Origin of the sequence: Paraburkholderia sp. J7, from assembly GCF_905220155.1 — a bacterium.
Taxonomy (GTDB): Bacteria; Pseudomonadota; Gammaproteobacteria; order Burkholderiales; family Burkholderiaceae; genus Paraburkholderia.
In genome coordinates this window covers 44770-67342 of record NZ_CAJMYZ010000016.1, presented here as the reverse complement: position 1 = coordinate 67342, position 22573 = coordinate 44770, and the positions used below count along the sequence as shown (strand labels likewise).

The following is a 22573-nucleotide window of genomic DNA, read 5'->3' as shown; positions in this document are numbered from 1 at the left end:
CGGCGGGCCCGTGGCACCGTCGGCAGCGGCAGTTTAGACTTCGCGCTGGGCGTGCTGGCCTCGCCCGGATCCGACGAGGTGAGGACATGGATATCGTGGTAGCCATGAAAGTATTCGCGCGAGTGGTGGAGACCAATAGCTTCACGCGCGCGGCGGAGACGCTGGACATGCCCCGCGCGCGCGTGACAGTGATCGTCCAAAGCCTCGAAGCGCACCTCAAAACACGCCTGCTGCAACGCACAACCCGCAGTATCAACCTGACGCCAGACGGTGCGGCCTGCTACGAGCGTTGTGTGCGCGTGCTTGCGGACATCGACGATATCGAAAGCTCCTTCCTCGGCAAGCAGCGTTCCCCGCGCGGGAAGCTGCGTGTGGACATGCCCGGCGCGCTCGGCCGCCTCATCGTCATGCCCGCGCTGGGCGATTTTCACGAGCGGTATCCGGAAATCGACCTGATGCTCGGCTTGGGCGACAAACCGCTCGATCTCGTCCAGGAAGGCATCGATTGCGTGGTGCGCATTGGCACCCTGCAGGATTCGTCGCTCGTCGCGCGTCGTGTCGGTGTGTATCAGGCCGTCACGGTTGCCAGCCCGGCGTATCTCGACAAGGCAGGCACCCCGCAAACCCTGGCCGAGCTGGCCAGTCACCGCGCGGTGAATTACTACTGGCCCCGCACCGGCCGCATCATGCCTCTCACGTTCGAAGCCGATGGCGGCGAAGTGACCGAGGTGAAAATGTCCGGCTCGATCGCCGTGAACGACGCCGAGGCGTATCTGGGCGGCGCGCTAAGCGGGCTCGGGATCGCTCAGGGCGCGCGCTTCATCGCGCTGCCCTACCTCGAATCGGGCGCATTGGTCGAAATCCTTTCGCCATGGAAGCCGCCGACGCTGCCCATTTCCGCTGTTTATCCGCACAGCCGCCATCTCTCCGCCACCGTGCGCGCGTTTATCGACTGGATCGCCGAACTGTTCCGCACGAACCCGTTGATGTCCAGCACCCCGGAAGCCGAAGCGCGGTGCCGCCCGACGAGCGTCGACGCCCAGGACGCCCGGGATGCCGTTGGCGCCAACCTTACTGGGGACGAAACGCTGCCCCTTGGGTAGCGCGAACATAATCAGGCGCAACCACTGCGCATTGTTCTCCTTTCCGATAACACTGTTGAACCGAACGCGAGATTTATCGGGCCGGCGTTAGCCACCACAATCGGATCATGGTTCGTTTGGCGAGTGACCCCCGCACCGGTGTGCCGACGCAACGCCGGCGCAGCGCCAATGCGGCGCGCGCAGGTGTCGCGGCATTTTTTTGCGTGGGGCTCGGTTAAATTTAATTCGCCATCCTAACGTTTAACTCGTTGCAATCAGGAGCACAATCATGAAACTCAGCGGCAATACCGTATTCATCACGGGCGGCACCTCGGGCATCGGGCGCGCACTGGCAGAAGCCCTCCATCGCCGTGGCAACAAGGTCATCGTCGCGGGGCGGCGCAAGTCTCTGCTCGACGAGATCGCGAGGCTCAATCCCGGCATCGATACCGTCGAACTCGATATCGGCAACGCCACGCAGATTCGCGAAGTCGCCGCGCAATTGATCGCGCGTTATCCGTCGCTGAATGTCGTGATCAACAACGCCGGCATCATGCCATTCGACGACGCCGGCGGCGCACTCGACGACGCACAGGCCGTGCGGCTCGTGAACACCAACCTGCTCGGTCCGGTCCGCGTCAGCGCCGCGTTCGTCGAGCATCTGAAGCAACAATCAGAGTCGTACATCATCAACAACAGTTCCGTGCTCGCGTATGTGCCGCTCGCGGCCACGGCGCTGTACTCCGCGACCAAGGCAGCGATTCACTCGTACACGCTTTCGCAGCGCTTCGCGCTGCGCGATACGAGCGTGAAGGTGCTCGAGATCGCGCCGCCCTGGGTCGATACGGACCTCGTTCACAAGAGCGGCGACCCGCGCGCCATGCCGCTCGACGCCTTCATCGCCGAAACGCTGAAGCTGCTGGAAACCGCGACGACGGAGGTCGTGGTCGATGCGGCGAAGCCGATGCGCGACAACGCCGGACCCAACGAACACGCTTTCGTCGAACAGTTCAACCAGTTCGTCGTCGATAACCCGATTCCCGTTGATTGAGAGGCGCCTGACCATGACCACCGCAACTGAAGCGAAAAACACGGCGTTCGTGCTCGAAGCGCTCGAAACGCTGTTCAACAAGAAGGACTACGAGAAGGCCGCGCAGTTCTGGTCCGCTGCCTATGTGCAGCACAGCCGGCACGTTCCCGCCGGACGCGACGGGCTCTTCGGCCTCGTGCGTTCGATGGGCGATATTCGATTCGAGTACGACATGGTGATCGCCAAAGACGACTTCGTCTGGGTGCACAGCCGCTACACCAGTTCTGCCACGCCTGCCGCCCTGATCGCCGTGGATATCCTGCGCATCGAGAATGGCAAGCTCGTCGAGCATTGGGACGTGCTGCAGGACGAGCCGAAGCGCAGCGAGTCCGCCGGCGGCTACCCGATGTTCGGCAACGCATTCCCGGGCGAGCAATAACGCTCGTGGCAACCGCTGCAGCCAAGGAATAGACAATGAGTACTTTGCTCGAACGCGCCGTAGAGGCACACGGAGGAATCGAAAAGTGGAAGACGCTGCGCACCGCTTCGGCCACCCTCGATATTGGCGGCGCCGTATGGCAGCTCAAAGGCCAGCCGGACATGTTCCGCAATATCGCACTGGTGGCGAGCCTTGCACGGCAGCACGTCTCGATCATGTCGCCGCAATCCGGCTGGCAAGGCGCGTTCACGCCGGATGCCGTGCGCATCGAGTCGCTCGAGGGTCACGCCACCGAAGAGCGGCGCGCACCGCGAGATTGTTACCGCGGTCATGCTCAGGAGACCTCATGGGATCGTCTGCACGCGCTGTACTTTACCGGCTACGCGCTCTGGACTTATCTGACGATCCCGTTTCTCTACACCTACCCCGGTTTCCAGACGGAAGAGCTGCCTGAATGGGAAGAGAGCGGCGAAGTCTGGCGACGGTTGAAGGTCACGTTTCCAGACTCGATTGCCAGTCACACGCGCGAGCAGATTTCGTACTTCGGCGCGGACGGTCTGCTGCGCCGCCACGACTATACCGTCGACGTGATGGGCGGCGCACCTGGCGCCAACTATGCGTCCGACTATCGCGAGGTGAACGGCGTGATGGTGCCAATGTCGCGGCGCGTGTTTGCCTACGACGAGGCGAGGCGCAAGGTTGGCGAGCCGTTGCTCGTGTCGATCGACTTTCGCACGATCGAGTTCGGCTCCGGCTAAACGAGCGCGGCAAACCGCTTCGGGATTACCATTGCACCGTGCATACCGGCATACCGGCATAGCGCGTCAACCGTAAGCTAACCGAAACATCGCTGCAGGAGGTCACCCCCATGTCCAGTCCATCGCCTGCCCGTATCGCCATTCTCGACGACTATCAGAACGTCGCGCTCGACATGGCGGACTGGTCACCGTTGAAAGGCCGCGCGGAGATCACCGTTTTCAACGACCATGTCGCGCAAACCGGGCAGGTCATCGAGCGCTTCACACCGTTCGACGTGCTATGCGTGATGCGCGAGCGCACGCCGCTCACGCGCGAGATTATCGAGCGCCTGCCCAATCTCAAGCTGATTGCCTCGACGGGCCCGGCCAACGCCTCGATCGACATGGACGCGGCGGCGGATCACGGCATCCAGGTTGCCGGCACCGGATATTGGTCCACCCACACGATCGAATTCACGTGGGCCTTGATTCTGGCCATGGCCCGCAATCTGACCGTCGAGAACCGGTCCGTGCGCGAGGGCGGCTGGCAGACCATGCTCGGCACGGAACTATCGGGCAAGACCCTTGGCCTGCTCGGGCTGGGCCGTGTCGGGTCCGCGGTCGGGGTGATCGGCCAGGCGTTCAGGATGAACGTGATTGCCTGGAGCCAGAACCTGACGGCCGAGCGTGCGGAATCGAAAGGCGTCCAACTGGTCGACAAGGAGACGCTGTTCGCGACCTCCGACTTTCTCTCGATTCACGTTCGCCTGAGCGAGCGCACGCGGGGCCTGGTCGGCGCGGCGGAACTCGCGAACATGAAGCCCACGAGCCGCATCGTCAATACGTCGCGCGGCCCGATCGTCGATATCGCAGCGCTGCTCGCGGCGGTAAAAAGCGCAAAGATCGCAGGCGCGGCCCTAGACGTGTACGACACGGAACCGCTGGCCCCAGACGACCCGTTGCGCAGAACGGAGAACGTGCTCGTCACGCCGCATATCGGCTACGTGACGCGCGAGATGTACCAGACCTTCTACGGCGATACCGTACGCAACATCGTCGCGTGGCTCGACCAGGCCTGACAGCCCGCCAGGCGGCATTCGCGCCGATTATTGACCGGATTGGAATGCCGCTTTCAGCGCACCCCTCTTTCTCCCTCCCCGGACGTTGCCTACAGTAGCTTCAGGTTCCGCGGGCAAGCAAGCCGGCACGACCGGCCAGCTTGCCGCCCGCTCCCTGAAAAGGACACGTTCATGAGTCAGGAAACGCGCTACTTCGACGACCTCAAGGTCGGCGACACCTTCACCACAGGCACGCATGAAGTCGGTTCAGCCGACATCAAACGCTTCGCCGCGGAGTTCGATCCGCAGCCGTTCCATCTCGAAGATGAAGCGGCCCGCAACACGATGTTCGGCTCACTCGCGGCGAGCGGCTGGCATACGGCGGCAATGACGATGCGTCTGCTCGTCGACGACGGTCCGAAGCTGGCCAACGGTGTGCTCGGCGCCGGCTGCGAGATCGAGTGGAAGCTGCCGACGCGCGCGGGCGACGTGCTGCATGTCGAAAGCGAAGTGATGGAGCTGATTCCTTCGCGCTCGCGCACCGATCTCGGCACCCTCGTGCTGCGTTCCAGAACGCTCAATCAGCAAGACCAGGTCGTGCAGAACATGACGGCCAAACTGATCGTCGCACGCCGCCCCGCATAACGCTGCGCACCTGACACCGTTTCAAGGACACTCTTCATGATCATCGACCCCACCACTCAGGACGCCGCTGCGAACTACAAGCTGCTGATCGGCTCGATCCTGCCGCGCGCCATCGCCTGGGTCAGCACACTTTCCACGGACGGCGTCGCCAACCTCGCGCCCATTTCGTTCTTCACCGCCGTGGGCCGCAAGCCGCCGATGATTTCCATTTCGATGCAGCCCCGCTCCGACGGCGTGACGTTGAAGGACACCTTCGTCAATATCCGCGACACCGGCGAGTTCGTCGTCAATATCGCCAATCTCGAGCTTGCGGATGCAATGCATCGTAGTGCATACGAATTTCCTTCCGATATCGATGAATTCGACGCACTCGGACTCGAGAAGGCCGATTCGCTGACGGTGCGCCCGCCCCGCGTGAAGGCCGCGCCGATCGCACTCGAATGCAAGCTCGACCGGATCATCCAGATCAGCGAATACGACCACGTGATATTCGGTGAAGTGCTCCGTTTCCAGATCCGCGACGACCTCTACCTCGAACGTGGCCGTATCGACACCGGCGCCCTGCAGGCCGTTGGCCGCCTGGCTGCCGAATACACGGTGGTACAGAGCGCGTTCACGACGCCGCTCGCCCCGGAGGTGCTCGCGCGCCTGCAGAACAAGCGCATTGGCCGGCTCGACGACTTTGACGACAACTACTCGCCTGTCGATGCCGCGAACTGGTCCGCATCCGGCGCGACACGCTGATCTTCGAACCGCCAGCGAGAGAAACGAACATGCATCCGACTCATTCGACCCAGCCCGCGCTCGTATTCGTCCACGGGTTCCTCGACGGCGCCCGGATCTGGGAAGACGTCGCGCGGCACCTCGGCCAGCGCGCGGCCGGCGCACTGTGCATCGATCTGCCCGGCATGGGCGCGCGCGCCGACGACCCCGGCCCGTTCAGCCTCGACCGCTTCGCAGCAGACATCACAACGCAGGTTCGCGCGCTGTCGCGACCGGTCGTGCTCGTCGGCCATAGCATGGGAGCGCAGATTGCCGAACTCGTCGCACAACGGCTGGATCACCAGGTCCACGGTCTCGTGCTGTTGACGCCGGTGCCGCTGGGCGGCGCGAGACTGCCCAAGGAAGCCGTCAGTGCGTTCCATGCGATCGGCGGCAATCCGGCGGCGCAACGCGAGCTACGACGCAATGTCTCGGTGAGTCTCGATGACACGCGGCTCGAACGCCTCGGCCAGCTCGGCGACCGCGTGGCCGCCCCGGCGGTCGGGATTTTTGCCGACCTCTGGAACGCGGGCCATGCATCCGGCGCAGAACCCTCCCGGTATCGCGGCCCGGTCCTCATTATCCGCGGCGACGGCGACAGCTTCGTCGACTTCGCCATGCTTTCCTCGGGCGTGATGCCGCGCTTCAAGGCGCCTTCCATCGCGTCGATCGAGCACGCTGGCCACTGGCCGCACGTCGAGCGGCCAGCAGCCGTTGCACAGGTCGTCGAGTCGTTTCTCGCCGATATCGAACACGCGCCCAATGCCGCGCACTCGCAGGACACCCCTGTCGCCCCACAAGGATGGACCCGGGCCTTCGAGCAAAAGTCCGCGGATGCCTTTGCGGACGCATTCGCATCGAACGTCGTGCTCGAAGCCAGCGTGCTCGCGAAGCCGGCTGTCGGCATCGAACAGGTCAAGACCGTGATGACCACCGCGAGCAAGATCTACGAGGCGCTCTCGTTCACGCATGAGGCACACAGCGGGCTGCGCGAATACCTCGAGTGGGAGGTCCAGGCGTTCGGCGGCGAGCGCATGCGCGGCGTCACGGTGCTCACGAAGAACGAGGCGGGCAAGATCGTCCACGTGGCGATCCATCATCGGCCGCTCGGCGGCGCGCTGAAATTCTCCGCCGAACTCGGCCGCCGCCTGCAAGGCAAGGTGGACGCGAGCCTCTTTTATCCCGGCGCGTGAGTGGTATCCACGCGCAATCATCCCGATTCCAGGAGTGTGAAATGGTGCAACGTAGCGATGTTGAATTCGAAGTGGACGGCGGCGTCAAGCTGCGCGGCTGGCTCTTCACGCCGCCCGGCGAAGGAAGGCGCCCCGCCATCACGATGGCGCACGGATACGCCGGCGTGAAGCAGCACGGGCTCGAGCCGTTCGCGCGCGCCTTCGCCGAAGCGGGCTTCGTCGTGCTGCTGCACGACCACCGCGGCTTCGGCGCAAGCGAGGGTACGCCGCGCCACGACATCGACCCGTGGCGTCAGATCGCGGACTGGCGGCGCGCGATCAGCTACCTCGAAAGCCTCGACGTCGTCGATCCGGCGCGCATCGGCCTGTGGGGGACGAGCTATGCGGGCGGCCACGCCATCGTGCTGGGCGCAACCGAGCGGCGCCTGCGCTGCGTCGTCGCCCAGGTGCCGACGATCAGCGGCTACGAACAGGGGCTGCGCCGCATTGCGCCGGAGAACGTCGCGGCCATCGAAGAAGCCTTCGCCGACGACGACCGCGCGCAACTGCGCGGCGAGGCGCCGCGTCGCCAGGCAATCGTCAGTGCCGATCCCGCGGTCGCCGCGTCGTATCGTGCAAAAGACGCGATCGACTTCTATCTGCAGTCGCTGCCGGAAGGCGTCTGGGAAAACAACGTGACGGTGCGCTCGACGCGCGCGGCGCGCATGTACGAGCCGGGCCAGTGGATTGCGCGTGTATCGCCGACTCCGTTGCTGATGGTGGTCGCCACGCGCGACGCGATCACGTTGACGGACCTCGAATTGACTGCCTACGAACGCGCGCTTCAGCCCAAGCGGCTCGTGACGATCGAAGGCGGTCACTTCGATCCGTATCTGTCGCAGTTTCAGATTTCCAGCAGCGCCGCGCTCGAGTGGTTCAAGCAGCACCTCGGCTAATCTCCGCACTCACGTTTCAAGGATCACCTCATGGCTCACCTGACTGTCAGCTTCGACGGCGCGCTCGCGACGATCGTCATCGACCGCCCTCCGCAAAATCGCATCGACGACCTGATGATCGACGAACTCGACGCGGCCGTCACCGCAATCGAGAGCAGCGAAGCTCGCGCCGTGCTCGTGCGCAGCGTTGGCGAAAACTTCTCGTTCGGCGGCGACATCATGACCTGGCCCGATGCGAGTGTGCGCGAACTGCGCGCGCGTTTCGGGCGATACCTGTCCGTGTTCAATCGCTTCGAGCACCTGCCGCTGCCGGTGGTCGCCGCGGTGCAGGGTCTGTGCTTCGGCGGCGGCTTCGAACTCGCGCTGCGGGCGGATGTGATCTTTGCGGCCGAATCGGCGACCTTTGGCCATCCCGAGCAGACACTGGGTATCGTCACCGTGCTCGGCGGCATCTACCGCGTCGCGGAACGCGCGGGGCGCTCGCGCGCTTCCGAATGGGCGCTCACGTCGGAGAAAGTGCCTGCCGCCACGATGGAGCGATTCGGCATCGTGAACCGCGTGGTAGCCGACACGGCACTGCTGGATGAAGCGACCCAGTTCGCGCGCAAGCTCGCGAGCGGCCCCACGCGTGCCTATGCCGCGCACAAGGCGCTGCTGCGCGCATGGGCCGTTGGCGGCGTCGCGGCGGCGGACGAAGCGATGCTCGACATTGCGATGCCGCTGTTCGAAACCGACGACGTGCAACGCGGGCTGCGCTCCGCCGTCGACGCGCTGAAGGCGGGCCGCCCACGCCCGGTGATGGACTTCAAGGGCATCTGAAAGCAGGTGTCGCGATTGTGCGGTCTAATGACGGCGTCCCTTCGAACGGAGACGCCTGTCATGGACCGCATCGCAGCGATGAACGCTTTCGTGCGCGTGGTCGAGGCCGGTACGTTCACGAAAGCGGCCGAGACGCTCGACATGCCGAACGCGTCGTTGACGCGGCTCATCCAGAAGCTCGAAGAAGACCTGAAGGTGCGCCTGCTGCATCGCACCACGCGCTCGGTGACGGTCACGCCGGAAGGCGCGCTCTACTACGACCGTGTCGTGCGTTTGCTCGCCGACCTCGCGGACATCGAATCGTCGACGACCCATGCGCGGACCAAGCCCTCGGGCAAGATCCGTGTCGACGCGGCGACGGCGATCGGCACACTGGTGCTCGCGCCGGCGCTCGATGACTTCTACCGCACCTATCCGGACGTCCAGATCGAACTGGAGGTGGGCAATGAGCGCGCCGACCTGATTGCCGAGGGCTTCCACTGCGCGATCCGCGCCGGCAAGGTCGACGAACCGTTTCTCGTTGCCCGGCAGATCGGTGCGTTCGGCTTCACCACATGCGCGACACCGGCGCTGCTCGACGCGCATGGCACGCCCACCTCGCCGGACCAGTTGAGCGACTTTCCGACCATCGGCATGATCCCCTCGGGCGCAGGCTACCCCGCGTCGTTCCCGTTTTTGTACGACGATCGAAAAGAAGGTCTGCCGCTCACTCACCGGCTCATCGTCAACGATACGAATACTTATCTGGCAGCCGGCCTCGCGAGCCTCGGCATTATCCAGGCACCCGCCTATTCGGTGCGCGACGCCATTGCCGCGGGAAAGCTCGTGCCGCTGCTCGAGGACTGGTCGCAGCCCACCTACCCCGTGCACGTGATCTATCCGCCCAACCGCTATCTGAGCGCGAAGGTCCGCGTATTTATCGACTGGCTCGTCGAGCTGTTCGAACACAATGAGCTTCTGCGACGCCGATGAGATTCAGGCGTCACGCTCGAAAAAAATAAATGCCGTGCGGCGCGATACGCGTGCCGCACGGCGAACGCCAACAACCCTGTAGTTATTGCTGGGTCTTCAAGGGCGGCGGTTGTTCTTGCAATCTCCTTGCCTGAACGGCGGACAACGGAACCCCGAGCGTTACTGTGTCCGATGCCAGCATCGCGTTCCCGCTAGTGCGAATGGATGGTTCTTTTCGTTGATTTTTTTGGTGGTCTCTCACGCTTCCCGTATTGCTTTGCTATGCCCCCGTTTTTCTGATTCCAACATTATTCAGCCCATTGCCTGCCCCCCGGACATGACCGCGAACCGATCCAGCAAACACTTCAGCCGACGCTCCTGAACGTACAGAATGCCGGGTGTGGACCGGAGTTCGAGCACGCGAGCGTGCCAATAGCCCGCACCGAAAATCTCCATCGCTTTATCTGCGCCAATGGCGCTTTCGAGGTGAGCAATCGCGGTGTCGAGAGTGTGGACAGTGTAGGGACTGTGAGGCCGCCGCTCTGTCTCTGTCTTTGTTTCAATCGCTTTGTCGCGCCCTGCCCGCCGGCCTCCCGCCTGGCTTTCGCGTTCCTGCGCGAGCAGGGATTGCAGGCGCCTTTCATCAAAGGCGTCGTACTCGATGGAATGGTCTTGCATCGCACGATCTCCTCGTCAGCCAGGCGGTTCAGTCGGCCCATGCGTTGATCGTTCACCAATTACCATCGAGCCCATTGAGCCCGTCGCGCCGCTCGCTGATGATGACGGTCTGGCCACGGTTGTCGTGATTCACCAGGGTCACATCCGTGCATACGGCGCGCTTCGCTGCGGCCCCACGCCGGTGCCGCGCAATCGACTCCAGCAGACTCAGCGTGATGCAGAAGCTCCGGTCGATCTGCTCCGTCCAGCACTTCTGGTCGTAGGCGCTCAAGGCCTGGACGAATACGTCGTAGATCTGGTCCGGGAATTTCACGCCGCTCGACTCGATGCGAACCATCAGCGCCCTTGCCCGCAGAAGCTCCGCCAGGATCGTGGCGTCAGGCTGCGTTGCCGGTTCCGCCTCCGGCTCCGGCTTGCACTGGCGTGCACGGGTTTCGTCGTCCGACGCGAAGCGGAAAATATTCAGCAGGCTTTTGAAGTCGGCATGCGGCGTATGCATGGTGGTGTCCCTAGTCGTCTGAACTGCACGTCCGAACTGCATTGACGCCATCGTGCTCGTTTCGGGACGCTGGAAAAACCGGCCATAGCGGGGGAAATACGCCTCCAGAAGGTGGCCCCGGAAGCGTCCCCCGCTATGGGGGGATCGCAACCAGATGAATTACGGGTACAGTGGTCGCGACTAGAGAGGCGCCCGATGGACAACCTGTATTTCCGCCACGTACTGCTCGTAGAAGACGAAGGCCTGACGCGTATCGCGATGAAGAGCCTGATTCTGACTTCGGAGCCGACGCTCGATATCGACGAGGCGGGCTCGTACGACGCCGCCGTCGAGCGGCTCCAGAACAAGGCTTACGACCTCGTTTTTCTCGACTACCAGATCGGCAACAATCACACCGGGCTCGACCTGCTGCGCTGGCTGCAGGACAACGAGCGGGCTGCCCATGTAGTGATGCTGTCCGCGCAGGACGACCGCGAAACCGTGCTGGACTGCATCAAGAATGGCGCTGGCGGCTTCATTTCGAAGGCCAGCGAGGAAGGCGGCGCAGTGTTCCGGGAAGCCCTGCAGACGATCCTGAACGGACGCGTTTATCTGCCCAACAGCGTGCTCGGCAAAGGCGGGCATACCCCGCAGTCCCCGGGCCCGAGCAAGGGCGTGCCGATCGACTCATTGAACCTGCCGCCGCGCCTCGCGCAAACCTTGGGTTTTCTTTTGCAGGGCATGTCGAACAAGGCCATCGCGCGCAAGATGAATATCTCGGAGAACACCGCAAAGGAATACATCAGCGATCTGCTGAGCCGCTTCAACGTATCGCGGCGTACGTTCCTCATCGTCGAAATGGCGCGCCGGGGCATTGAGATTCCCACCGTGGCGCATGCCCAGGCGGTCTAACTCGCCCGGGCCGATGCCTCCGTCAATTCGAGCATGCGCGCAATCAGCAGGTCGGGCGACAACGGCTTGCTGAGCACGCAGCGCTCCGGCAACACGCCCTGCGTGCTGGCCACGGCTTCGCCCGTCACCACGAGGCACGGCACGGGCCGCGCAACGTGCTCGCCAAGCAGACGAATGACGTCGTGTGCGGTCGACATCTCCGGCAACCGGTAGTCGCTGATCACCAGGTCCGGCACGCGTTCGATCGACTGCAGCAGTTCGTTGAGTTCGGCGGCGGAGCGCACCGAATCGGACAGCACCCCCCACCGCGCAAATAGCGCTTCCATCGACGCGCGCACCAGGCTGTCGTCTTCCACCAGCAACACATAGAGACCGCGCAGCGACGACGGTGACTGCGACGCTACCGTATCGGCCGGCGGCAGCGTGGCATCCTGGAGCGCAAATTGATCCGCCACCGGCAAGCGAACCGAGAAGCGCGATCCGTGTCCCTCGATCGATTTCAGTTCGAGACGGTGCCCCTCGAGCAGGGACACCACCGCATTCACGATCGACAAACCGAGTCCAAGTCCTTTCTCGCGGTCCCGCTCCGGATTGCCGAGTTGCACGAACGGCTGGAAGATCGTGTCCCAATGCTCGGGCGCAATGCCAATGCCGTTGTCGAGCACGTCGAGGCGAACATAATTAGGCATACGCACCAATCCCACTAGCACCGTGGAGCGCCCCGCTTTCGATGGATCCGAGTATTTGATGCCGTTCGCAATGAGATTGCTCAACACACGGGGAATCCAGTCGGGGTCGGTGCGCACCCATGCCGGTTTTTGCAGCGCCCTTGCATAGCGCAGCGTCACGCCGCGGCTCGCCGCAAACGACGCGAGCTGCTCAACCGTCTCCGCGATTACGCGGCTTAAGTCGACGCTCGTATAGACCGGGTCGACATGGCCCGATTCGAGCTTCGACAGGTCGAGCACCGCGTTGAACAAACGCGCCGACAACACGGAAGCCTTGCGCGCCTCGCCGATCAGCTTGCTCGATGCTTCGATATCGCGCGCGTCCAGCGCTTCGTCAGCCGCGGCAAGAAAAAGGTTGAGCGCGTGCATGGGCTGGCGCAGGTCGTGCGCGGCTGCCGCCATGAAGCGCGATTTCGCCCGGCTCGCCTGCTCGGCGGCTTCGCGCTGCTGCTCGCGCAACGCGATCAGGGCTTCCGACTTGGTTTGCTGGTCGCGACGCGCGCGCTCGAGATCCTGGTGCTTTTGCGCGAGTTCGGCATTGGCACTTTGCAACGCGTCGTTGCTATGGGCAAGCGCCTGGACGGCGACATAGCGGTCGCGCACATGCCGCTCGGCGTTCACGTTGACGCTATGGCCCAAAAGGGCGACGTTCAACAGGTAGAACATGCCCGCCGCGAAGTTATCGGGCTCGACCGCCTGAGTGAGCAATTGCGCCGCCACGATCACGGTTATCACGCACACGGTGAGTATGAAAGTCGCCTTGGCCCGCAAGCGAAGAAAGCCAAACAGATAAAAGAGAATGAGATAAAAGCCGACGAAGAAATGGGTGAAATTGAACGGACGTGGCGCGAGCACCGTTTGCATCAACAGGCAGAAGCACATGAACGCCAGCCCCGAAAGCAGGATCCAGTGCGCAACCTTGTCGCGATGAAATTCGAGTCTGAAGGCAAGCACAATGCCGACGGTCGCGCCCAATGCCCCCGCGCAACGGAACGCGAACACCTCTGGAAAGTACGGCCGGAACACCGCGCTGGTCTGCGCGAGACTGATTTCCCAAAAGCCGAAACACACCCAGATCAGCGTGCCGAGCACTAACGCCGCGCGGCGGAAGTCGGCAAAACGCCGGCCGTAGTCCTCCGTGAATTCCCGCTCGACCTGCGGATCCTGGAATCGGGCTGGCCAGCAAAGCATGTCGATCAGCCATGCGCGAATCGCGCTGGGCGCATGCGATCGTTTGAGAAATGCCGAGTCCGTCGCCGATTGAAACCTGAATATGCTCATCGCATCTCGCCGGTATGCTCGCAGGCCTCGCGAAACAGGAAGCACGTCTTGTGCTTAGGCGTGCCAATCCATTCTAGTCCGCCACTATCTTGCTCACTCGTAAAGTGTCACGTTGCAGCCCTGGCCTGCGAACCCGCTTTCATGCGCAATGAATTTGGGCGGCAGGCCGCGCATGCCGTTGCTCGTTTGTGATCAACCGACGAGCGCCGGTGCCTCCTCCTCCTGCGCAACAGCGATCTTGCCGCGTACGAGCGCCACATAGGCGAGTGCCGCCAGCAGCGACATTCCCGCGCCAATGTAAAGCGCAAGATCGAACGAACCGGTCTTCTGAACGATGAGACCCGTCACGATCGGCGCGCAGGCGCCGCCCAGGTAGCCGCCGAAGTTCTGCAGCGAGCCGAGCGAACCCGTATAGGCCGCGGGCGCAAACACGCTGACCATCGCCCATGCGATCGTCGTGGCGGCCGTTCCGCAGAACATGGCGCCCGAAAGGCACGCAATCGCGACCGCGTTGCTCGTGCTCGACACCGCACAAATCACGAGCAGCGTCTGCACGACGAGGAACACGCACGCGGGCGCCTTGCGGCTCGTGGTCAGGCTCGCGCCGCGCTTCGAAAGCCAGTCGACGAGATAGCCCGCCGTGATCGCGCCCACTACCGCGCACGAATACGGAATGGCCGCCATCCAGCCCACTTGCACGAGGCTCATGTGCCGCTGCATGTGCAGATAGCCGGGCAGCCACGTATTGAAGAGCCAGTTCACGTAGATGATGCCGAAGTAGCCGGCAAGCATGCCCCAGGTGGTGCCGGACCGGAAAAGGCTCGCCCACTGCCGCAGGCTCACCTGCTGAGCGCGCGCGCCGCCATGGGCGGGCGTGCCGAAATAGGCTCGCTCGTCTTCACCGAGCGCGACTTCGTGCGGGCTGCGGTATTTGAGCCCCCAAACGAGCGCGACGATCAGTCCGAGCACGCCCATGATGACGAACATCCAGCGCCAGCCGAACGTCAGCATGAGCCCCGTGATGAGCGGCGCGGCAATGCCGGTGCCGAGATAGCTCGCGCACATGAACCAGCCGGTGGCGCGGCCGCGATCGCGCACGGCGAACCAGTCTCTCGCCGCGCACGCGGCGGTCGGAAACTGCGGTGCCTCCCCCACGCCGAGCAGCGCGCGCGAGCCGGCGAACGCGAGGGTGCCCGTAGCCGCGCCGCACAGCATTTGTGCCGTGGACCAGACGGCAATGCCGGCGGTGAGCACACGGCGCGGACCGAACCGGTCGATCAGCGGCCCGATGGGCAGCTGGGCGACGGCGTAGGCCCACAGAAACGCGGACAGCAGCAGCCCCATTTCCGAAACGGAAAGGCCGAGGTCATGCCGGACAAGGGGATTGGCCACCGCAAGCGCGGCGCGGTCGATGGTGCTGATCGATACACAAATGACCAACAGGATGAGGGTTTGACGCTGAATGGTCTTGACGCGCCGTGAAGGCGCCACGTCGGGCTGCATAGTGTCTCCGTAACTATTCTCGCTACCGGCGGGCCTGTCCCGCCGCCTTCCCCGCAGGAAGCGACCCTATGTTACGCCAGACAACCCGAAAGATGTATTACAACATCACCTGTGTTGCGGGACGGGGCGCGGCGAGGCGTTCGTGCACGATGCAAGGGGGCTGGCCGCCCTTCCCGATCCACGCATTAATCTATTTCGTGTTTTGAGCGCGGCATTCCTCATACGTTTTCACGCAGATAAACGTAATGCGCTGATTAAGCGCCGGAAATTGTTCAATACGAGGCCGAAACCATTGCCTGAAAATATCCGCGTTATGGCCAATAAACTTTCAATTTCCTTTTTATTTAACGAAATCGAAACGGTGTTTTATCGCCATAAATGCGATTGTGTCATGGTTTCCCCTTACCATCTGTTGCGACGTTTTCACGCAACCTGGCCTGGAGAACAGTATGGATCTGGCAAGAATCCGCCGTGATGCTTTCGCAATGCCGATGCACAACCCCGCGTATCCGCGGCCGCCGTTTCGCTTCGTCAATCGCGAATATTTCATCATTACCTACGAAACCGATCCCGATGCGCTGCGCGCCATCGTGCCGGAGCCGTTGAAGCCCGAAAACAATCTCGTCCACTACGAATTCATCCGCATGCCCGACTCGTCGGGTTTCGGCGACTACACCGAAAGCGGCCAGGTGATCTCCGTGCGCGATCCGCAAGGCCGTCTCGCGAATTACACGCATTCGATGTATCTCGACGACGAAGGCCCAATTGCCGGCGGACGTGAAATCTGGGGCTTCCCAAAGAAGCTTGCACGCCCCGTGCTCGCGGTCGACGGCAACGACACGCTGCTCGGCACGCTCGATTACGGCACGCAGCGCATCGCGACCGGCACGATGGGCTACAAGCATCATGTGCTCAATAGCGAAGACGAGCGCCGCAAGCTCGCCGACACCCCCAACTATCTGCTCAAGATCATTCCGCACGTGGACGGCACAGCGCGCATTTGCGAACTCGTGCGCTTCTACCTGCGCGACGTGACTGTGCGCGGCGCGTGGAGCGGCCCCGCCGCCATCGAATTGCATCCGCACGCGCTTGCGCCCGTCGCCGATCTGCCCGTGCGCCGCGTGGTGGGCGCCCGCCACGTCATTGCGGACCTCACGCTCGACATCGGCGAAGTCGCCTTCGACTATCTCGCCGACACATCCAAGCACGGCGCGAGCCGCGGCGCCGCCTTGGACGAAGCCGAAACCGAGATCGCCTGATCTTTTTATCTATTTCATTTAGTAAGGAATACGTATGTCTTTGAAAGATAAGGTGGCAGTCATCACGGGCGCCGCGAGCGGCATTGGCGAACATTGCGCACGCACGTTTGCGAGCCAGGGCGCGGCGGTCGTGATTGCCGACCTCAATCTCGCCAACGCCGGCAAGGTGGCGGACAGCATCGTGGCCGCAGGCGGCAAGGCGCTTGCCGTGGCGATGGATGTGACCAACGAGGAAGCCGTGAACGCCGGCATCGAAGAAGCGGCGAAAGTCTTCGGTGGGATCGACGTGCTCGTGTCGAACGCGGGCATCCAGATCATCAGCCCCGTCGACGAGTTTGCGTTTGCCGACTGGAAGAAGATGCTCGCGATCCATCTCGACGGCGCGTTTCTCACGACCAAGGCCGCGCTCAAGCATATGTACGCGAGCGGCAAGGGCGGCTCGATCGTCTACATGGGCTCGGTGCATTCGCACGAGGCGTCGAAGCTCAAGGCGGCGTATGTGACCGCGAAACACGGTCTGCTCGGCCTGGCGCGCGTAGTGGCGAAGGAAGGCGGCCCGCGCGGCGTGCGCGCCAACGTCGTGTGCCCGGGCTTCGTGCGCACGCCGCTCGTCGACAAGCAGATTCCCGAGCAGGCCAGGGCGCTCGGTATTTCGGAAGCCGACGTCGTGAAGAACGTGATGCTCAAGGACACCGTGGACGGCGAGTTCACCTCGCTCGACGACGTGGCCAACACGGTCGCGTTCCTCGCGAGCTTTGGGTCCGCGGCGTTGACGGGCCAGTCGGTCCTCGTCACGCACGGCTGGTCGATGCACTAAGCGAAAAACGAACGAAGGGAGAACGTATGCGCAGCAGCACACTAACCGCACGCACGGAGCGCAAGCCGTTTGAGCTGCCGCGCTACGACGAAATCGCCCTTGTTTTGCAGGGCGGCGGCGCGCTCGGGTCGTATCAGGCCGGCGTGTTCGAAGGGCTCGCGCAGGCTGGCGTCGAGCCGCATCGCATCGCGGGCGTGTCGATCGGCGCGCTCAATACCGCGATCATCGCGGGCAATGAGCCTGCGCAGCGCGTAGAAGCGTTGCGTGGCTTCTGGGAGTCGATCTGCCATCCGATCGACTGGCTCGGCAACCTCAGCGCCCTCGCCATGCCGATGTTCAGCCATCAGGAACTGGCGCGCCGCTGGGCTAGCATGTGGGCCGCAGGCCGTGCGATCACGGAGGGCCAGCCTGGCTTTTTCGCACCGCGCCGCCCGCTGCCCATCGCGGGCTGGCACAAGGCAACGCCAAACGCGGTGAGCTACTACGACACCGCCGCGTTGAAGTCGACGCTGCAACGTTTCGCCGATTTCGACCGTATCAACGATGGCCCAATCCGGGTGTCGGTGGGTGCCGTGAACGTGCGCAGCGGCAATCTCGTGTATTTCGACAACGCGAAAATGCGCCTCGAGCCCGAGCACTTCATGGCATCCGGCGCGCTGCCTCCGGGCTTTCCGGCCGTGGAAATCGACGGCGAATATTACTGGGACGGTGGCCTCGTGTCGAACACCCCGCTCACGGAAGTGCTGCGTGACGCGGACCATAAGGACACGCTCGTCTTCCAGGTCGATCTCTGGAGCGCGAGCGGCACTGTGCCCGCCGATTTCATGGACGTGGCCGAGCGAGCCAAGGACATTCAATACTCGAGCCGCACGCGCGCCATCACCAACATGCTTGCCGATCGGCAAAAGCACGCGCGTTTTATCAAGGAACTGCTCGAGCACGTGCCCGCCGAGGCGCGCAGCAGCGATCCCCTCTTCCGGCTCGCCGAAAAGGTAGCCGACGGTTCGTCGATCAACGTGGTCCACCTGATCTACAAGAACAAGCCTTACGAAGGGCATTACAAGGACTACGAATTCAGTGCCGACACGATGAAAGAGCACTGGTCGAGCGGCGTAGAAGACATTCGCGCCTCGTTCGCGCATCCGGACTGGTTCGCGATACCGAGCCGCGAGCAAGGCTTCGTCACGCACGACATCCATCGGCGCGCGGGCGAGGTGCCTGAGTCGGACCGCGCCGAGCTGAGCGCCGGCGCTTCGGGGCAAGTGGATTTGACTCGCAAGGTCGCGTAGGCAGCAGAAGGCAGGGAAGTCACAGAGGAAGATGCCGACCCTCGCGCGTGATATCATTCGCGCGCGAACTAAATCGCTCAACCTTATCTGCCGCGAAATGAAGCACCGCCTCGTCTATCTATTGAATGTCGGACAGCGTCGACTGCAACGTTGGTCGCAAGCACGCGCCGCCGGTGGCGGCGTGACAGCCGCGCAAGCGGGGCTGCTGTTCTTTCTGGGTGAGCGCAACGGCGCGCTGATGAGCGAGGCCGCTGCCGCGCTGGATCTGGGCGCACCAGGAATGAGCGGTCTCGCTGACCGCACAGAAAAAGCCGGCTTGATCGAACGCTGTGCCGACGAGAACGATGGCCGGGTGTCGCGCCTGTGGCTCACGGAGGCCGGACGCACCGCACGCCAGCGCTCAAAGCTTCGCATGAAAGACTTGAACGCGAAATTGACCGAAGGCTTTACGGAAGCGGAAATTGACATCGTGGCGCGGTGGCTGACCAGCCTGCAGACCCGGTTTCCGCTCGACGAAGACGGCGACGCGTAACCCGATCCGCAGCCGCCAGCCAGGCATTGACTAGTGCTGCGCAACCTTGGAGAAGTCCGGCTTGCGTTTTTCGGCAAAGGCCGCGAATGCCTCCCTTGCCTCGGCACTAGCCAGCCGTTCCTGGAACTTCGCGCTCTCACTATCCATCTGCACAACCAGCGCCTCGGCGTCGCGCATGAGATTTTTCATGGCGCTCAGCGAGCCGGCCGGCTTTGCGGCGATTCTTTCTGCCATCCTGCGCGCGTCATCCCGTAGCTGCCCCTGCGCACAGACCTTGTTCGCGATGCCCAACGCGACAGCAGATGGCGCGTCGAGCGGTTCGCCCAGCGCAAACATCTCGAAGGCCCTGACGTGGCCAATGCGCAGCGGCAGTAGCCAGCTGGACGCCGCCTCGGGAACGAGGGCGAGATTGACGAATGGGGTGATCAGCTCCGCGTCGGGTGCGAGCAGCACGTAGTCGCAGTGCAGCAGCATGGTGGTGCCAATGCCGACGGCCTTGCCCTGTACTGCCGCGATGACGGGCACGCTCGACTTCGCCAATGCATGCAAAAAGCGATGTACGTGTCGCTCAGCCGGCCCCTTTCCCGCTGCGATTGCGGCGAACTCGCCCACATCGTTGCCCGCGGTAAACATGTCTCCGTCCCCTTGCAGCAGCAATACACGGATCGTGCTGTCGTGCTCGGCGTTCTCGATAATGTCCGCCAACGTGCCGTACATCACATTCGTCAGCGCATTCTTCTTGTCCGGCCGGGCAAGCGTAATCGTCAGAATACCGTCGGCTTGATCGACATGAATTTCCGCAGTCATCGTGCTCTCCATGAATTTACTTTGCATGCGAATTATATCGATAGTTCGCATGCAAAGTAAACCTGTGAGTCTTTAGCCGCGCGCAAAACGTTAGTAGACATATCAATCTCATGTCATTGACGGGCGGCCACCCTGTCAAGAATTAGAGTGGAGCCTCAATGCGCGCCGCCTGGTCGCAGGCCTCCAGCCGGTGAAATCCTATGCTCCAGTTGCCCCCGAGAAACCCATTGCACAGGAGCCGCAACGTGGACAACATCAAGCCCTTTCGCCCCGGATCGAAGGCTTCGCCGTCTTTCCACCTCGCGCACGTTCGCTCCCTGATTCAGTGTCCTGGCACGGGTGGCGACGCCATCGATCCGGCTCCGAATAGCACGACCCGCATCTGCGAGGATCGCGTGGCCGGCGAAGTGACCGTACTCCTGCCTGGTGGAAGAGTGAGCCGCGCCCTTGCCTTCGAATCTCCGGCCTGCGATGAAGTCCCTTCACACCGCTTTTCCCACGGTGTCCTGAATGGAATCACCTACTGGTTTCGCTGTTCAGACGCGCCGGGAGTGCGTGACGATTCGCCCTGTTTCCGGGCGTATTTTGACCGCGAGGGAGCGTGGTTCTTTTTCTACACCCAGGACTGCGCGCTGCCGTTCGGCGCAGAGGTCAGTTTCTCCGGGAACTGCCATCGGGCGACGTGGAGCGTCGCGAGTGCAGCCTGACGGACCGTACCTGAGCTGTTTCGCCCGCGTGCGGCCGAGGGTTTTCCCGAGCGTCGGGCACGGCAACATTGCCAATGGTTGGTCAACGAAGGACGTGCTAGGCTTTTCTCCAAACAACTCCGGAGACTGCGATGCCGTTCATCTGCGAAAACGTTGAATGCCGTGCCGTGCTGGCTCGCGGGCAGGTCAGAGCCAGTCACGAGGACGCGGGGTGGTGCTTCTACTGCCCGGACTGCCACGCCAGGAACGAGTTGAAGGATATCGGCGCGCCCGAGGGGCCTGTCGAGTTGGTTCAGCCAGAACGATCCAGCCCTCCGCACAAGATCATTGCGAGCGCTCAGCCATTGGAAGATGGCCGCTACGCGGCGCAATTGCGCGTGCAGCGCGCGCTCGCGAAAAAAGGTACCTACGCGGTCGAAGAGCGCTGGGAACAGCTCGGCGTATTTCCTGACGCGCAAAAGGCCGTAGCGCATGCCAATTCTTTTGCCGCGGAGCTGCTGAAAGCTTAGAAGCGCGCCGCCCGACGCCTCCAGGCACACTGCCACTCCAACGGCATGTGATTGTTGGCGCAGTGCATCGACAGGCGTCGGAACGTGTGCTGTCAGTGGACCATTCGACGGCCCATGGGTTGGCGCTGAAACGGCTGCCGGTGTTGGAAGCGTTCACTCGGCAGCGCAAGCGCCCGGCCGGCAAAAGCTGAAGGACGAAACCTACATCAAGCTCAACGGCCACTGGCGCCAACTGCACCTGGCCGTGAAAGCCTCAACGCGAAGCCACCGTACCCACCGCTCCGGATTTCGGCACGACAACATCATCTTCCGCTTCGAGCGGCGCCTGCAAATCCCGTTCGTCCAGTTCCCAAACGATCAGTTTGGGCGGCGTCTGCGCATACGCGGCGCTAGTGAAATAAGCGCGCGCCGAGCCGCCGAACTTGCCGCCCTCGCGCGCGAAGTTCCCCACACCCTTGCCTAACGCCAACGCCAGTTGGGGCACGAAATCGGACGTCGTCGAATACGATGTGCCGATCACCGCGATGGCCGGCAGGTCGGCATCGCCGAACAGATCGTCCGCCGACGCAGCCGCCTGGGCTACGTGAAGGTAATCGCGGCCGGCCACGATCTCCGCTCTCGGTTGCCACGACACCGGCAACGCATCGAGCCCGGCCAGTCGTACGAGATCGCCGGGCCGACGGGCGGCCGGCTTGCCGGCGACACGGTAGCCGGGCTGGCTCGAAACGCCTGAACCCAGCGGCTCGCCCATCGCCCGTATATGCTGCGCGAGCGCCTGCGCCGCAGCGCCCGCGCCGTCCTGGGTCCAGTGGGTGTCGGTCCGGAAGAACGCGTCGCCCGGCACGCTGCGCAGCGCTGAAGCGAGGTCGACCACCGGCACGCCTTCGGCGGCCAGACGCGATGTCCAGTCAGAAAGCCGCGCTCCCAGCGATGCAGGCCGATACAGCCCGCACAGATGTTGGGCTTCGATGCGCGACTTGTCGGGCACCACCGCGACGACCAGCGCAATACCGTGGCGCGCCAGTTCGCGCTGTACGGCGGCAACCGTAGCGGCGCGCGCCGCGAGATGGTGCTCGCCGTCGGCGTACACGTTGAGTTCGTCGCGCAGGAATAGCCAGCCGGGACAGCCCTGCCGCACGCGCGGGCCCAGATCGCCCACAGTGAGCCAGCCCAGCGCGCGCTGCATGCGTGCGGCGTCGGCCGCGATCGGCGTATCGGCCATGCGGCCGGCGACTTCTTTCGATACGGCGCCGTCCAGCAGGCCTGCACGCGTGAGCGCGTGAGGCAACAGCGATGCCGTCGTCGCGGCGAAGCGGATATTGAAGCACAGGCCCGCGAACAGAAACACCATCAGAATGACGGCAACGACCTTGCCGGCGCGCGTAGCAGGCAATTGCGGTAGCGGCTTGGGATCGTCCATGG

The 22573-nt window shown here is 63.2% G+C and carries 25 protein-coding genes; 19 read left to right on the top strand and 6 right to left on the bottom strand.

The window, feature by feature from the left end; all coding sequences use genetic code 11:
• Window positions 1-86 precede the first annotated feature (86 nt).
• The 11 genes from U5A58_RS24895 (at window position 87) to U5A58_RS24845 (ending at window position 9672) form a co-directional block, all read left to right on the top strand.
• Window positions 87-1103, top strand: a complete 1017-nt coding sequence (locus tag U5A58_RS24895) for a LysR family transcriptional regulator (RefSeq protein ID WP_321963464.1) — start codon at window positions 87-89, stop codon at window positions 1101-1103.
• A 268-nt stretch (window positions 1104-1371) separates the two neighbouring features.
• A complete protein-coding gene (locus tag U5A58_RS24890) occupies window positions 1372-2133 on the top strand; it encodes an SDR family oxidoreductase (RefSeq protein ID WP_321963463.1) in 762 nt (253 codons plus the stop codon).
• A gap of 13 nt (window positions 2134-2146) precedes the next feature.
• Entirely contained in the window at window positions 2147-2551 is a 405-nt protein-coding gene (locus U5A58_RS24885; protein ID WP_321963462.1) for a nuclear transport factor 2 family protein, read from the top strand.
• Between the two features lie 35 nt (window positions 2552-2586).
• Window positions 2587-3309 carry a hypothetical protein gene (locus U5A58_RS24880; protein ID WP_321963461.1) on the top strand — a complete coding sequence of 241 codons (723 nt, stop codon included), beginning with the start codon at window positions 2587-2589 and terminating at the stop codon, window positions 3307-3309.
• 110 nt (window positions 3310-3419) lie between these two features.
• Window positions 3420-4367 (top strand): D-2-hydroxyacid dehydrogenase family protein, encoded by a 948-nt coding sequence (locus U5A58_RS24875; RefSeq protein WP_321963460.1) that lies wholly within the window; start codon window positions 3420-3422, stop codon window positions 4365-4367.
• Between the two features lie 171 nt (window positions 4368-4538).
• Window positions 4539-4991, top strand: coding sequence for a MaoC family dehydratase (locus U5A58_RS24870; protein ID WP_321963459.1), 453 nt, complete (start codon window positions 4539-4541; stop codon window positions 4989-4991).
• 36 nt (window positions 4992-5027) lie between these two features.
• Entirely contained in the window at window positions 5028-5735 is a 708-nt protein-coding gene (locus U5A58_RS24865; RefSeq protein WP_321963458.1) for a flavin reductase family protein, read from the top strand.
• A 29-nt stretch (window positions 5736-5764) separates the two neighbouring features.
• Window positions 5765-6946 (top strand): alpha/beta hydrolase, encoded by a 1182-nt coding sequence (locus tag U5A58_RS24860; protein WP_321963457.1) that lies wholly within the window; start codon window positions 5765-5767, stop codon window positions 6944-6946.
• Window positions 6947-6987: 41 nt separating this feature from the next.
• Window positions 6988-7881, top strand: coding sequence for an alpha/beta hydrolase (locus tag U5A58_RS24855; RefSeq protein WP_321963456.1), 894 nt, complete (start codon window positions 6988-6990; stop codon window positions 7879-7881).
• 30 nt (window positions 7882-7911) lie between these two features.
• Window positions 7912-8700: an enoyl-CoA hydratase/isomerase family protein gene (locus U5A58_RS24850; protein WP_321963455.1), complete on the top strand. Its 789-nt coding sequence runs from the start codon at window positions 7912-7914 to the stop codon at window positions 8698-8700.
• Between the two features lie 60 nt (window positions 8701-8760).
• Window positions 8761-9672 carry a LysR family transcriptional regulator gene (locus U5A58_RS24845; RefSeq protein ID WP_321963454.1) on the top strand — a complete coding sequence of 304 codons (912 nt, stop codon included), beginning with the start codon at window positions 8761-8763 and terminating at the stop codon, window positions 9670-9672.
• A 291-nt stretch (window positions 9673-9963) separates the two neighbouring features.
• Here U5A58_RS24845 and U5A58_RS24840 read toward each other — a convergent pair whose 3' ends face one another.
• On the bottom strand, window positions 9964-10329 hold the full coding sequence (locus U5A58_RS24840; RefSeq protein ID WP_321963453.1) for a hypothetical protein: 366 nt from the start codon (window positions 10327-10329) through the stop codon (window positions 9964-9966).
• Between the two features lie 52 nt (window positions 10330-10381).
• Window positions 10382-10828, bottom strand: a complete 447-nt coding sequence (locus U5A58_RS24835; RefSeq protein ID WP_321935905.1) for a hypothetical protein — start codon at window positions 10826-10828, stop codon at window positions 10382-10384.
• Window positions 10829-11023: 195 nt separating this feature from the next.
• Here U5A58_RS24835 and U5A58_RS24830 point away from each other — a divergent pair, with 195 nt between their 5' ends.
• Entirely contained in the window at window positions 11024-11719 is a 696-nt protein-coding gene (locus U5A58_RS24830; RefSeq protein WP_321963452.1) for a response regulator transcription factor, read from the top strand.
• Here the strand turns inward: U5A58_RS24830 and U5A58_RS24825 are convergent.
• Both U5A58_RS24825 and U5A58_RS24820 read right to left on the bottom strand, forming a co-directional pair.
• Window positions 11716-13728, bottom strand: coding sequence for a hybrid sensor histidine kinase/response regulator (locus U5A58_RS24825; protein ID WP_321963451.1), 2013 nt, complete (start codon window positions 13726-13728; stop codon window positions 11716-11718). The genes U5A58_RS24830 and U5A58_RS24825 overlap by 4 nt on opposite strands.
• 192 nt (window positions 13729-13920) lie before the next feature.
• A complete protein-coding gene (locus tag U5A58_RS24820; RefSeq protein ID WP_321935908.1) occupies window positions 13921-15231 on the bottom strand; it encodes an MFS transporter in 1311 nt (436 codons plus the stop codon).
• A gap of 142 nt (window positions 15232-15373) precedes the next feature.
• Between U5A58_RS24820 and U5A58_RS24815 the strand changes: the two genes are divergently transcribed.
• From U5A58_RS24815 to U5A58_RS24795, 5 genes are all read left to right on the top strand, one after another.
• A complete protein-coding gene (locus U5A58_RS24815) occupies window positions 15374-15706 on the top strand; it encodes a hypothetical protein (RefSeq protein ID WP_321963450.1) in 333 nt (110 codons plus the stop codon).
• On the top strand, window positions 15681-16490 hold the full coding sequence (locus U5A58_RS24810) for an acetoacetate decarboxylase (protein WP_321963449.1): 810 nt from the start codon (window positions 15681-15683) through the stop codon (window positions 16488-16490). The genes U5A58_RS24815 and U5A58_RS24810 overlap by 26 nt, the downstream gene beginning before the upstream one ends.
• Before the next feature lie 34 nt (window positions 16491-16524).
• A complete protein-coding gene (locus U5A58_RS24805) occupies window positions 16525-17307 on the top strand; it encodes a 3-hydroxybutyrate dehydrogenase (RefSeq protein ID WP_321963448.1) in 783 nt (260 codons plus the stop codon).
• Window positions 17308-17333: 26 nt separating this feature from the next.
• Entirely contained in the window at window positions 17334-18596 is a 1263-nt protein-coding gene (locus tag U5A58_RS24800; RefSeq protein WP_321963447.1) for a patatin-like phospholipase family protein, read from the top strand.
• A gap of 97 nt (window positions 18597-18693) precedes the next feature.
• Complete coding sequence (locus U5A58_RS24795; RefSeq protein ID WP_321963570.1) at window positions 18694-19128, top strand: MarR family winged helix-turn-helix transcriptional regulator; 435 nt, start codon at window positions 18694-18696, stop codon at window positions 19126-19128.
• 30 nt (window positions 19129-19158) lie between these two features.
• On the opposite strand, the gene U5A58_RS24790 is transcribed toward U5A58_RS24795, so the two are convergent.
• Entirely contained in the window at window positions 19159-19935 is a 777-nt protein-coding gene (locus tag U5A58_RS24790; RefSeq protein WP_321963446.1) for an enoyl-CoA hydratase-related protein, read from the bottom strand.
• A gap of 245 nt (window positions 19936-20180) precedes the next feature.
• On the opposite strand from U5A58_RS24790, the gene U5A58_RS24785 reads away from it, so the two are divergent.
• Together U5A58_RS24785 and U5A58_RS24780 are read left to right on the top strand one after the other, a co-directional pair.
• Window positions 20181-20642: a hypothetical protein gene (locus tag U5A58_RS24785; RefSeq protein WP_321963445.1), complete on the top strand. Its 462-nt coding sequence runs from the start codon at window positions 20181-20183 to the stop codon at window positions 20640-20642.
• A 131-nt stretch (window positions 20643-20773) separates the two neighbouring features.
• The gene (locus U5A58_RS24780; RefSeq protein WP_321963444.1) at window positions 20774-21151 is read left to right on the top strand and encodes a hypothetical protein; all 378 of its coding nucleotides are present in this window, start codon (window positions 20774-20776) and stop codon (window positions 21149-21151) included.
• A gap of 253 nt (window positions 21152-21404) precedes the next feature.
• Here U5A58_RS24780 and U5A58_RS24775 read toward each other — a convergent pair whose 3' ends face one another.
• Window positions 21405-22571: an alginate O-acetyltransferase AlgX-related protein gene (locus tag U5A58_RS24775; RefSeq protein ID WP_321963443.1), complete on the bottom strand. Its 1167-nt coding sequence runs from the start codon at window positions 22569-22571 to the stop codon at window positions 21405-21407.
• Window positions 22572-22573 lie beyond the last annotated feature (2 nt).